At 44.3% G+C, this 12298-nt stretch carries 11 protein-coding genes; 6 read left to right on the top strand and 5 right to left on the bottom strand.

Annotated elements, in window-relative coordinates; genetic code table 11:
- The first annotated feature begins 335 nt into the window (after positions 1–335).
- The 3 genes from arr to ACTCCX_RS03625 all read left to right on the top strand — a co-directional run bounded on the left by arr (position 336) and on the right by ACTCCX_RS03625 (position 3040).
- Positions 336–812 (top strand): NAD(+)--rifampin ADP-ribosyltransferase, encoded by a 477-nt coding sequence (arr, locus tag ACTCCX_RS03635; RefSeq protein WP_463274782.1) that lies wholly within the window; start codon positions 336–338, stop codon positions 810–812.
- 154 nt (positions 813–966) lie between these two features.
- Positions 967–2679 (top strand): dihydroxy-acid dehydratase, encoded by a 1713-nt coding sequence (gene ilvD, locus ACTCCX_RS03630; protein ID WP_463274776.1) that lies wholly within the window; start codon positions 967–969, stop codon positions 2677–2679.
- A gap of 16 nt (positions 2680–2695) precedes the next feature.
- A complete protein-coding gene (locus tag ACTCCX_RS03625) occupies positions 2696–3040 on the top strand; it encodes a metal-sulfur cluster assembly factor (protein ID WP_463274775.1) in 345 nt (114 codons plus the stop codon).
- Between the two features lie 90 nt (positions 3041–3130).
- Here ACTCCX_RS03625 and ACTCCX_RS03620 read toward each other — a convergent pair whose 3' ends face one another.
- The 4 genes from ACTCCX_RS03620 to ACTCCX_RS03605 all read right to left on the bottom strand — a co-directional run bounded on the left by ACTCCX_RS03620 (position 3131) and on the right by ACTCCX_RS03605 (position 7331).
- Positions 3131–3892 (bottom strand): AIM24 family protein, encoded by a 762-nt coding sequence (locus tag ACTCCX_RS03620; RefSeq protein WP_463274774.1) that lies wholly within the window; start codon positions 3890–3892, stop codon positions 3131–3133.
- A gap of 254 nt (positions 3893–4146) precedes the next feature.
- Positions 4147–5343, bottom strand: a complete 1197-nt coding sequence (fabV, locus tag ACTCCX_RS03615; protein WP_463274773.1) for an enoyl-ACP reductase FabV — start codon at positions 5341–5343, stop codon at positions 4147–4149.
- Positions 5344–5505: 162 nt separating this feature from the next.
- Positions 5506–6642, bottom strand: a complete 1137-nt coding sequence (locus ACTCCX_RS03610; protein WP_463274772.1) for a hypothetical protein — start codon at positions 6640–6642, stop codon at positions 5506–5508.
- Positions 6639–7331: an ABC transporter ATP-binding protein gene (locus ACTCCX_RS03605; protein WP_463274771.1), complete on the bottom strand. Its 693-nt coding sequence runs from the start codon at positions 7329–7331 to the stop codon at positions 6639–6641. The genes ACTCCX_RS03610 and ACTCCX_RS03605 overlap by 4 nt, the downstream gene beginning before the upstream one ends.
- 509 nt (positions 7332–7840) lie before the next feature.
- Here ACTCCX_RS03605 and ACTCCX_RS03600 point away from each other — a divergent pair.
- The 3 genes from ACTCCX_RS03600 to ACTCCX_RS03590 all read left to right on the top strand — a co-directional run bounded on the left by ACTCCX_RS03600 (position 7841) and on the right by ACTCCX_RS03590 (position 11763).
- Positions 7841–8698 carry a helix-turn-helix domain-containing protein gene (locus ACTCCX_RS03600; protein WP_463274770.1) on the top strand — a complete coding sequence of 286 codons (858 nt, stop codon included), beginning with the start codon at positions 7841–7843 and terminating at the stop codon, positions 8696–8698.
- 251 nt (positions 8699–8949) lie between these two features.
- Positions 8950–10302 carry a Trk system potassium transporter TrkA gene (gene trkA / locus ACTCCX_RS03595; RefSeq protein ID WP_276648878.1) on the top strand — a complete coding sequence of 451 codons (1353 nt, stop codon included), beginning with the start codon at positions 8950–8952 and terminating at the stop codon, positions 10300–10302.
- A gap of 15 nt (positions 10303–10317) precedes the next feature.
- Positions 10318–11763 (top strand): TrkH family potassium uptake protein, encoded by a 1446-nt coding sequence (locus ACTCCX_RS03590; RefSeq protein ID WP_463274769.1) that lies wholly within the window; start codon positions 10318–10320, stop codon positions 11761–11763.
- A 114-nt stretch (positions 11764–11877) separates the two neighbouring features.
- Here the strand turns inward: ACTCCX_RS03590 and ACTCCX_RS03585 are convergent, their stop codons facing one another.
- Positions 11878–12210 carry an iron-sulfur cluster repair di-iron protein, ric gene (locus tag ACTCCX_RS03585; protein ID WP_463274768.1) on the bottom strand — a complete coding sequence of 111 codons (333 nt, stop codon included), beginning with the start codon at positions 12208–12210 and terminating at the stop codon, positions 11878–11880.
- Positions 12211–12298: the final 88 nt, after the last annotated feature.

The raw sequence follows: 12298 nt of genomic DNA, 5'->3' as shown, positions 1-12298 counted from the left end.
AAAATTGGGGGGTGGCAAGTTGTTTTTGTCGTTAACCCCGTTAAATCAACGAAAAAATACAAAATTGAACGTCTGGCAGAGCTAAACTTTGACAGTACGAACTACTTCTTCAGGGGATGGGTATGGAAGACAGCGGCAAACCTGAAGAGGCAAGTCTGCTGTTTTCTGAGGCTTGGAGTGAAGCGACAGACGATTTTGAAAAATTTATCGCGGCTTATTATGTGGCCCGGCATCAAAAAAATGTATCAGACAAATTAAAATGGTTCGAAACCTCTTTGCAGTTTGCGCTAGAAGTGAATGATATTGCGGTTAAGAGTGCGTTCCCATCGTTGTATTTGAACATCGCGAAATGCTATGAGGCGTTATCCGATCCGGACAAGGCAAAAAAGCATCTTGAATTATCGCATTCGTATAAGAGTACGCCTTCTGATCCAGGTCCTTTTTTTCATGGGACAAGAGCAGACTTGCAGGTCGGCGAGCTGCTGACAGCAAAAGGAGAATCGAATTACAAATCCGGACTTAAAATGAACCACATTTATTTCACGGCTGTGATTAGTGGGGCTGGACTTGCGGCAGCATTGGCGAAAGGCGATGGATCGGAACGGGTTTATATTGTAGAACCAACTGGGGATTTCGAAAATGACCCGAATGTTACAGACAAGAAATTTCCAGGAAATCTGACCCGTTCCTACCGTTCGCAAGCGCCTTTAAAGATTGTCGGCGAAGCAACGGAGTGGTTGCGACAGACGCCTGAGGACCTTCGTCGGTGGCAAGAAAAATTAGCCAATAATAAAGGGGAAATCATTAACTGAGGATGCAACTTTTACCACGGAAATTTGGACAATTTTCCGTGGTATCCTAAATTATGGAGATTCCCCAATAGTCTTTTGTAGATAAAAATGTTAAAATTCGATTAGATTAATCGGATGCATCGTTTGTGCATGAAAATACGGGAGGGGTTTGGGAATGGATAACGGAAAGAACAAAAAAGATTTACGCATCAACAGCTTCGTCTATGATGGGGTTGTGAAATCGCCGAACCGTGCGATGCTGCGCGCGACAGGCATGCATGACGAAGACTTCAAAAAGCCAATGGTCGGGGTGATCAGCACTTGGGCTGAGAACACGCCTTGCAATATCCACTTGAATGATCTGGCTGCAATCGCAAAAAACGGCATCAAGAAGCAACACGGATGGCCAGTCCAGTTTACGACAGTGACCGTTTCCGATGGCATCGCCATGGGTACGCCGGGGATGAATTATTCGTTGCCTTCGCGCGATCTGATTGCGGATTCGATCGAAATTGCGGTAGGCGGCCAAAATCTGGACGCCTTCATCAGCATCGGCGGCTGCGACAAGAATATGCCGGGCTCTGTCATCGCGATGGCCAATGCGAACATCCCATCCATTTTTGTTTATGGGGGCACGATTGCGCCGGGCAAAGATGATGATGGCAACGATATCGACCTCGTATCCGTTTTTGAAGCCATCGGAAAGTGGAACAACGGCGAAATGACGGAAGAAGAAGTACGGGCGATCGAATGCAACGCCTGTCCTGGACCAGGGGCTTGCGGCGGGATGTATACAGCCAACACTATGGCATCGGCGATTGAAACGATGGGGCTGAGTTTGCCGGGATCATCGTCAAATCCTGCGGCAACCGGTGATAAATTGAAGGATGTTTTCGAAGCAGGCGAAGCCATCATTGGCTTGATTGAAAAAAATATCCGTCCGCGCGACATCATCACGCGTAAAGCTCTGGAAAATGCCGTAGTGATCACGATGGCATTAGGCGGATCGACGAATGCCATCTTACATCTGTTGGCGATCGCCCATGCCGCTGAGGTGGACTTTGCGATCGAAGACTTCAATGAAATTCAAAAACGGGTACCGCATTTGGCCGATCTGAAACCTTCGGGAAAATATGTCTTCCAAGATCTATACAATGTCGGCGGAGTGCCTGCCGTTCAAAAATACCTACTTGACAACGGCTTGTTGCACGGCGATTGTTTGACCGTAACCGGAAAGACACTGGCGGAAAATTTGGAAAATGTGGCACCATTGGCAGAAGGCCAGGACGTGATCATGTCGCTTGAGAATCCGAAACGCAAAGATGGCCCGCTTATTGTCCTGAAAGGCAATCTTGCCCCGGATGGCGCTGTTGTAAAAGTTTCCGGACTGAAGCAACGACGCCATGAAGGACCTGCGAAGGTCTTCAACACCGAAGAAGCAGCCATCGAAGCGACCCTGAACGGGGAAATCGTGGACGGGGATGTCGTGGTTGTCCGCTTTGTCGGGCCGAAGGGTGGACCGGGAATGCCGGAAATGTTGTCCTTATCAAGTATCATTTCCGGAAAAGGCATCAAAGTATGTCTGATTACCGATGGTCGTTTTTCCGGCGGTTCCCACGGTTTCGTGGTGGGACATATCGCACCAGAGGCACAAGACGGCGGACCGATCGCGTTATTGGAAACGGATGATACGGTCATCATCGATCAGGATACGCGTGAGTTGACAATGAAAGTATCCGATGAAGAATTGGCTAAACGACGGGAAAAACTGGTGTTGCCACCTTTGAAATCGCGCGGTGTCTTGGGTAAATACGCACACATCGTATCATCTGCATCGAAAGGTGCCGTAACCGACTTCTTCAACCGCAACCCATTTGAGGAAAAATAAAGGAGTGTGCCGCATAGTGGAAAAGGGCATCATGTATACAGGGCTGGCGGGCCAGTATAAGGAAGAACTGGAAGAAAAACTGATGAATGTTATGGATACCGAAATCGGTCTTGATATCGTCAATCTCGGATTGATTTATGGTATCGATTTGGATGATTACGGAGTTTGCAACATCCGCCTAACATTCACGGGTGCCGGCTGTTCTTGCTCGGAGCATATTTTGAAGGGCGTCCATGAACAACTTGAGCCGCTGGATTTCATCAATGAACTAAACATTAAGATTGTGTGGAGCCCTGCCTGGGTGTTGGATCGCATCACCCGCTATGGCCGCATTTCGCTAGGGATCAATCCCGGCAGATAAGAAAAAAGTATGGAGCTGACTCAAATGAGGCAGCTCCATACTTTTTCTAATGAACGTAAACATTGTTGGATTCGGTAAAACGACTTTCTTTTATCGGAGAACGGGCGCCATCAGAACTTTGCCTGTTCCGCGATAGACGTTTACCAAACCTTCGCCGGATGCGGCTGAACCCAGGAGTGTCTGGCCCGATCTTGATACTGTAAATTCCAGGCTGCCGGACCAAGCAATCGCCATATTTCCATCAATCTTCAATTCATCATTTTCCAACTCTATTTCTATCAGTTCTTCTCTCGGTACATAGGATTCAAGTGCGACAATTCCCCCGCCAGACAGACCCAGGTTAAAGAGGCCTTCTCCACCCATCGCCGCAGAAGAAAGGTTGGACTTTATAACGGCTTTGTGGTTTAATTCTGAATCGCAGGCTAAGAATAGACCGTCTTCGATCACGATTGAGCCATTCCAGTCATCGACATCAATAAGTAAAATATGTTTGTAAGTAGGTTCCAGTACCAGCTTGCCTGTTCCGGTGTACTCAGGCTTAATTGCGGATTCATTCGTAACTTTCCCTCGAAGAGCTTTTCCTAAAAAATCGCCCACGCCTTTAAGCCCAGTTGTAGCACTGACATTCCCCACCATCCATTGCATAGCCCCTGACTGAACGGTAATGTCGGAGCGACTGACGTCGCAAACCAACTGTCTTCTTCGGACGTTCATTTCAGAAGCGTAATACGCAGCTTGAGCCGTCAGATGATCGACACTCAAATCTTTAAGGTATTCCACTACCTTAAAAGCGCCCAGTTCTTCGACAATCTTAACATCATTATTATCTTCGAAATTTTTTATTTTGAACATATTCGGTTTCCTTCTTTCTTTTGCAGAGGCAACAGCTGTGTCTGGTCAACAAAGGCTTATTCAAATTTGGTGTATCATTGTCTATCATTATAACACTATTTTGATTGTCGACCAATATTTAGATGGAAATGGCAACCGGATGGAAAAGAAACGCTTATGTCGTCAGCCGTGGAAGCAGAAAAGCCTTGACTCACAGAGCCAAGACTTTTCATTTACCGTTGCGGATAACAGCGGATTGGTATCACCAAAACAGCTTAAAATTCCAATGCCTTCAATTCTTCGATTGTAACGTCTTGCGCGGCATAGCCATCGACCATAAAGCCGCTCAGATTGGAGAACTCCTTGTAAAGGACGTCGTAAGCCGTCAGGTCGGATTTGAAGTTTTCTTCGTTCAATTGTTGGATCAGTGCCTTCGTTTTGGCTTGGGTGTCGCTGTCCAATTCCCAGCTATCCGGTCTCAAACGTCCGGCTTCGTCATACTCGGCTTTTTCGCCATAAACCATATCGCGATAAATGCGGTCGATGTGCATGATCGGTGTTTCGTGGGTGCCTTTTTCCGTCATCACTTTGTAAAGCGCGATGCAATACACAGGGAAGAACGGGATCACCGAGCTGGCTTTAGTGGTAACGGCAGTAGCCACAACGATTTGGGCTTTGCCGTTGATGTCAGCCAACAATGCGTTGATGGTCTCGGCTTTTTCATCGCAGTCCGCTTTGGCAAGTCCAAGGGTACCGCCACCGTAGTACGGACGGTTCAGTTCTGTTCCCAAATAGGAATAGTTGGTCGTCAGCACGCCGTCAGCCAGCACATCGGCTTCTTTCAGTGCTTCCATCCATAGCTGCCAATCTTCGCCACCCATAACTTTGAGCGTGCCGGCGATTTCCTGCTCGTTTGCGGGTTCCAGCGTTTCGATGTAAAAAGCCTCGTTTTGCATGTTGATGTTCGGGCCGACCACGGGCTCCCCAAGCGATTTGATTGCGGAAGTGTAGGTTTCGCCGGTATCGGGATCCGTCCGTCTGCCGCTCGCCAGGCTATAAACGACCAAGTCGACTTTGCCCCCGAATTCGTTCTTGATGTATGCGATGACGTCTTGCTTGCTTTCATGGCTGAAGGCGTCCTGCACAAAGTTTTTGGCGATCAGGCCTTCTTTTTCAGCCGCTTCGCGGAAAGCGATGTTGTTGTACCAACCGGCTGTACCAAGCGATCTTTCGCTCTTCGGCCCTTTTTCATAAGAAACGCCGATCGTATCCGCGCCCGCACCGAAAGCCAGGCTGATCCGGGTCGCCAAGCCATAGCTTGATGAAGCCCCGATGATCAAAACTTTTTTCGGTGCTGCATAAGTCCCTTTGTTTTTCACGTACTCGATTTGGTTCAATACTTCCTGTTTGCAACCAATCGGGTTTACGCCTAGGGCAACGTTCCCCCGTATATTCTGTTTAAATTCCAACATGATTGATTCTCCTCCATTAAGTTGTCATAGGAATATAATAGCAGAAAAATGGCCTCAGGGATAAAAAAACAGTACAGAATTAATGATACCTACGATGAATAGTTGGATACTCGCGAAAAAAGAGCGGGAAAGTCTAAAAATGACTTTTCCGCTCTCTTTCGATCAAAATTTTTTGCGCCTGATCACAATACCAAACGATAAGCTGAAGAATACCGCTGCGTACATCAGGAGGCAGTTTACACCGTTCTGAAAGTTCACTGAAGAATTGATTATCGGACTATTGTAATCGCTGAAGATCAGTACCTTATAGGGATCTGCATACGGGAACGGGAGCAGATGAACAACATTTTTTAAAGAATCACTCTGCAGAAAAGGAGATTCGACAAGCAGAATGGATGATAAGAGAATCCCTGCATTAATGAGCACGCTCCCTGTGAATAGGGAGATAAAGAAGCTAAGGGACGACAGGAAAAGGATAAACAATAAGAATAACAGCAAGGATTTGCTGGTGAACGCGGTTACTGTCATTAAAGAGACATCGACGCCATTTTGGGAATAAGCAATGGGATAGCGGAAATCTCCTATCCCGTTCTGAAAAGCACTGATTGAAAAGGCGATGATCAGTGGGATTACCAACGATAATGTGACAAATACAGTAGCTGTTGAAACTTTGGAGAGCAGACTACTCTCTAATCTGTTGGGGAGAACATTAAAGAAATTGATGTGATTTTTTCTTTTCTCAAAAGAATAGATATTTGCGAACAAAAGCGCGCAAATTGAGAAAATCAAAGAACTGGAAACAGTGCCGCTAAAAATACGTGCGACGTAATTTAATGCGGGAGCAGAAGCCTGAAAGCTGTCATCTACTTTGGTTATATCGTTTTTCACTAAATTTTCAAGAACCAGGACTGCCTTCTGCTGTTCAATGATAGAGAGTCCGTTTAGGATTCCCGACTCCATGCTTTGGAGCAACTTTTTTTCGTATGCATATTCAGTCTTGATCCTTTCTTCATCGGTCCCTGAAATGAGAGCGTCAATATAAGCGCTCAACAGTTCATTGCGCTCAATGGTATGAGGTAAGATATGCGCTGCAGCAGGCTCTGATTCCATTTGTTTTTGTGCTTGTTTACCGTATTCCAAATTAGCTCGCAAGTATTGCAACTCATTCTCATATCGGTTTTCTTGAGCTGTGGTAAACAAAAAAAGCGGGATGGTGAAAATGAAGGTCAATAAGATGAAACCGAAATAATTTGTTTTCTCAGAAAAGATTTTTTTGCATTCGAAAAGTATTGTTTTCATGGCAGAATCACGTCCTCCGAAAGATACAGTTCATCATAGCTTTGTTGTATGTCCAGGGTGTTCCCAACTATAATAACCTTTTGCGCATGCAGGAACATGACTTCATCACAAATTGTATGAACATTTGTCAGATCATGTGAGGAAAAAATAATGGTTTTGCCGTTTTCTTTTAGGGAGCGCAGCAAATTGTTTACTATTCTTAGACTAGTCGGGTCAAGTCCGTTCATTGGTTCATCCAGCAAAAGAATCGGTGCATCACTAATCGCATACATGCCTATGAGAACATGCTGTTTCATACCCAGTGAAAGCTTCCGTATCGGGATATTTTTATAGCTATCCATTTTTAACATACGAATGATAGCATTGGGATCTACAGAAGAATGCCAAGCGTATTTTGTAAAGTTAAAATGATCTTGAGCGGTCAGATTTGCATATAACTGGTCACTGTTTTCCAAAAAGAAAATTTGTTTGAGATATTCTTCGCGTTCGCTGTAAAAATCCAGTCCATTGATTTTTACGTAGCCATCGGCAGGTTTTTTTATTCCTGCCAGCGTTCGTAGTAACGTTGTTTTCCCCGTTCCATTGGGTGCAACGAGACCGATTATTTTATTTTCAGAGAATTGAGTATTCATTTTTTCCACAATTATTTTTTTCCCGAAGGTAATTTTTAAATTCATGAAATCTATCATTACGAGCCACCTTTATTCTGAAATTTTTTTACGTGTTTTAGAAAAAATTTCCCCGATAGAAATTGCTACTATTAACCAAAATCTAATGTCGTCCATTTCCAAACCCGAGGCAGATTCACCACCTAAATACGTCAGCGTGAGGATTACTGAGATAAAATACAGTAAGGATAGTATCTGTCCTTTGGTAGTGACTTTATCGTCGGAATGATGTGAACGTTTGGAGAATATAGAGATAATGAATAAACCTGAGAAAATCCATATATTCAGCTGCAGAGGAATTAAATTAGACAGGAACGAATCAGGAAAGAAATCGTACACTAGCAACAGAGTCAAAAAAATGTGAACAATAAAATCAGAGTATTTCGAAAAGTTCAAGATGAATTACCTCCAGCTGGATAATTATTCCATGAAATGTCTTCTTAATTTTTCTGTGTACATATTTAGTGTAAACTAGTTATACTGTTAATAGCAAAAATGTTAATAATACGGAACAAAAAGGTGGGGTGTTGATGCAAATCGGAGAAGTACTAGGTGACATTCGGAAGAACAAGAATCTGAAATCGAAAGAAGTTTACAAAGGTATACTGAGCAGGCCTGCCATATCGCGATTTGAAAAAGGTCACAGCGATACGACTGCCGAGAAATTTCTTCAGATCCTTGAGAATTTAAATCTGTCTTTGGAGGAATTCCATTTCCTGTATGATGGAAACAAAGCGAATACGGATGCTATGATGATCAGCGCTTATTCTGAAGCCTACTACGCAAAGGATATACCAAGGTTGGCGGCTTTAGAGGAAGAGTCCCGAAATCATTTTGATGAAACTTCCCAAATCAAATATTTGCACCATGCGAGCATTATCCATCTGCTGAGGTGTAACCTCAGCGAGCTGCCATTCCCGCATAAAGAGTTGGCGGTCATAAAAGACTACCTTTTCGATTGCGAGACATGGCATTATTATGAATTGGTCTTGTTCACCAATGCCTTGGATTTCTTTCCGGAGGACGCAGTGGATGCTGTGTACGCTAGAGCCAAGGAGAAGATGACAGAGTTCAATCAGATGAAACGGTATAAAAACGAACTGTTCTCCCTCATTTCAAATATACTGGTGTTGCAGCTGGAGAAAAATAATCTGGAGAAGAGCTTGTTCTACTATGATGATTTAGAAAAGACCGTTTCCGTATCGGACAACAGGATGTACGAACATGTCATGTTGCTGTTCTTCAAGGAATTGATTGGTATCATGCAGCAGCAGGAAGATGCCCAAAAGCTGACGGACATCATCCGGACATTCAAGCTTCTGGATATGGAGCGCGTGGCTAACCAGTGTGAGGGCTTGCTGGAAACTGTAAGAAATAATAATGCGTGATCTGCATGTGCCCCTCAATCGGAGCATATACAAATCACGCATTATTCCATTCATTCATAACGTCCAAGCAACCACAGGAAATTTGTGCACTTCAGCTAAATCTATCCGATTTTTCTTATGAACTAAATGCCAAAATGTTGGATACTTATCCAGATTCATCTATTAGTATCTTGTGTATCCACACGAAATGTGCGAAGATACACTCGTTATGTCATAATGGAAGAGAAGTCAGAAACGAAAGGACGTTTTGAATGAAAATCGTGATTGCCGGTGGCGGGAAGGTTGGTTCCGTGCTCTGTTCAGAATTGGCTACACAAGAAAATGATATTATTTTGATCGAAAAAATGGAAATGCGTTTGGATAAGCTGATCAGCACGTATGATATCTCAGGCATAGTCGGAAATGGTGCCAGCTATGATATCCAACAGGAAGCAGGTGTCGCTGACTGCGACATTTTTATTGCAGTGACAGCACAAGATGAAGTGAATATCATGGCCAGCATCCTGGCGAAAAAACTCGGGGCAAAATATACGATTGCACGCGTACGCAACCCGGAATATTCTGGGCATTTTGACTATGTCCGTGAAAGCTTGGGCATCAATCTGATGATCAATCCCGAATTGGAGTCGGCGCGGAGCATTGCGCGTATCATCAAGTTCCCAACAGTACTGAGCATCCAATCTTTTGCGGATAACCGCGTTGAGTTGATCGAAATCGAAATTGGGTCGACTGTTTCCCTTGCAGACTTATCGCTAGCCGATTTCAGGAAAAAATTCGGTGACGTACTGGTGTGTGCTATCCGCCGGAAGAATGAAACACTGATTCCCTCTGGTCAGGACAGGCTACTTGTTGGGGACCATGCCTATATCATAGGAAACAGGGCAACAATCCGTAAATTTTATAGAACGGTCTGTCCCCAAAAAACAAAAATAAACTCCGCTCTCGTGATCGGTGGAGGAAGGCTGACCTATTACTTGCTTGATTTCCTGAAAGAATACCGGATGGATATCAAAGTCATCGAACAGAGCCGGCAAACCGCTGAGGAGCTGAGCGCAGCCTATCCAAATGTTGAAGTAATACTGGGTGACGGGACGGACCAAGATGTTCTTCAACAAGAAGGTATCGAAACGTACAACGCCTTCATTTCTTTGATTGGGGTAGATGAAGAAAATATTATCGCTTCATTATATGCTATCCAACAAAATGTGGAAAAAGTGATCACCAAAGTGAATCGGGAATTATTGCTGAAAATATTTGATTCACTAGGAATGGAAACGATCATTACGCCAAAACGTGTGATTGCCAATACGATTTTACGCTTTGTTCGTAGTCTGGGAAATTCCTCGGTGTCCGATGTCGAAGCTTTGTATCGTCTGGCGGACAATGAAGCGGAAGCGATCCAGTTCAAAGTGAAAGAAACGAGCCGGATCATCCATATCCCGTTAGTAAGATTGAATACAAAACCCAATCTGCTGATCGCATATATTATCCGCAATAAAAAACTGATCATCCCCTCCGGACAAGATGTCATTAAGCCGAATGATCACGTTATCGTTGTCACGAAAGAAAAAAATTATGATGATATCGACGACATCGTTTATTAGGAAGGGGAATGCGGAATGAATGTATCGATCGTTCGTTATGTTGTGGCACGTCTGTTGCAGATTGAAGCCGCATTGATGATTTTCCCTCTTGCGGTGAGCTTGCTTTATCGGGAATCTTGGAACTATCTTTTCAGTTTTTTGTCCGTGATGATTTTTTTGGCGGTGCTCGGGCAACTATTAAGCTTGAAAAAGCCTGAGAATAAACGGATGACTGCCCGGGAAGGCTTCGTCATCGTCGCGATTTCCTGGATTTTGTTTTCCTTTTTCGGCAGTCTGCCTTTTGTCATTAATTCGGATATCCCTTCTTTTGTGGATGCATTTTTCGAGACGAGCAGCGGATTCACAACAACAGGTGCGAGTATTTTGGATGATGTGGAATCCTTATCCCATTCCAGCTTATTCTGGCGAAGTTTTACCCACTTGGTCGGAGGCATGGGGATTTTGGTTTTTGCCTTGGCGGTCTTGCCGCAAATCGATTCCCAATCCGTTAATATCATGAAAGCCGAAACACCCGGTCCTACTTTCGGCAAACTTGTGTCGAAATTGTCTTCTTCGGCTCGGATTTTGTATCTGATTTACCTTTCCATGACAGCCATCGTCACTATCCTGCTCTGGATTGGCGGGATGGATCTGTTTGATTCTCTGCTTCATGCTTTTGGTGTAGCTGGTACGGGAGGTTTCGGCATCAAAAATGGCAGTATCACGCCTTATGAGAATGCCTACGTTGAGTGGGTAATCGGTATAGGTATGCTTGCCTTCGGGATAAACTTCAATATGATTTATTTATTGCTGATAGGAAATATCAAGCAAGTATTCAAGAGTGAAGAGTTGAAGTGGTATTTCTTGATTGTGCTGGGTGCTGTGGGGCTGATTTGTATCAATCTGATAGGGGACTATGATTCAATTTCGAAATTGATCAGGGATGTTTTTTTCACGGTATCTTCTGTCATTACGACAACCGGATTTACGACAGCAGACTTTGGTTCCTGGCCGTTATTTTCCCAGATGGTGATTTTGTTGCTGATGTTTTTTGGGGCATGTGCGGGTTCTACGGCTGGAGGATTGAAGATTTCGCGTGTCGTTGTCTATGTTAAGATTCTGGTTGCGGAAATCAAACGTGTCGCGCAGCCGAATCGGATCGTGGTTGTTCAATATGATCAAAAGCCTTTGGGGACAAATACGAAGCACGGTGTAGCTAATTATCTGATCATCTACTCGGTAGTCTTTGCAGCAGTGTTCATGCTCATCAGTCTGGATGCGCCGGACTTTTTGTCGGCTTTCAGTGCAGTAGCGGCAACGTTCAATAATATCGGTCCTGCTTTGGGAGCAGTCGGACCGGCATACAGCTACAGCAAATTGCATGATTACTCAAAGGTTTTGTTGTCTTTCACGATGCTTGCGGGGCGGTTGGAAATTTTTCCGATTTTGATCCTTTTTGCACCGCGTACATGGAAAAAATAGAAATAAGAGGCGTGGATAGCGCGGCCAACCGTGCTTGATCATGAAAAATTCAAAAAACTGATGCTGACATAAAGTCGACATCAGTTTTTTGCTGTAAGGTGTCCCGGTAAGTGCTCAGATAGAGCGGGAACTTCTTGGCGATAATGAAGCTTGGTAAGCTTGATCCACTTTCGCCAACATCTGATAGACCGCTTCATAACTTTCGCACACATCATCCGGAACTGTGTAGTTATTCGAAACCGCGCGCAATTGGATGAACTCCTCGTTCAGGTCTGGTTTTTTTGTGTCGGCTGTTAGGGTCTTTTCGAGGATCGCGTTGAATAGCTGGTGAACATCATGGAATTCCGGGTGATTTTTTCCATGTACACGGGCTACAATCGGCACGTATTGTTCCAATGTTGGAAAGAGAGCTTCCGTCACTTCTGTAAATGTGGGTTGATTGGACATCTGAGATCCTTCTTTCTGAGTTCTGATGCTTTCATTATAATGCTGATCCGCCAAAAGATACTTGATCTGTGTCAAGAAAAAGAAAATC

Source organism: Trichococcus sp. (genome assembly GCF_055118575.1).
This window is presented reverse-complemented; position numbering and strand designations above follow the sequence as displayed.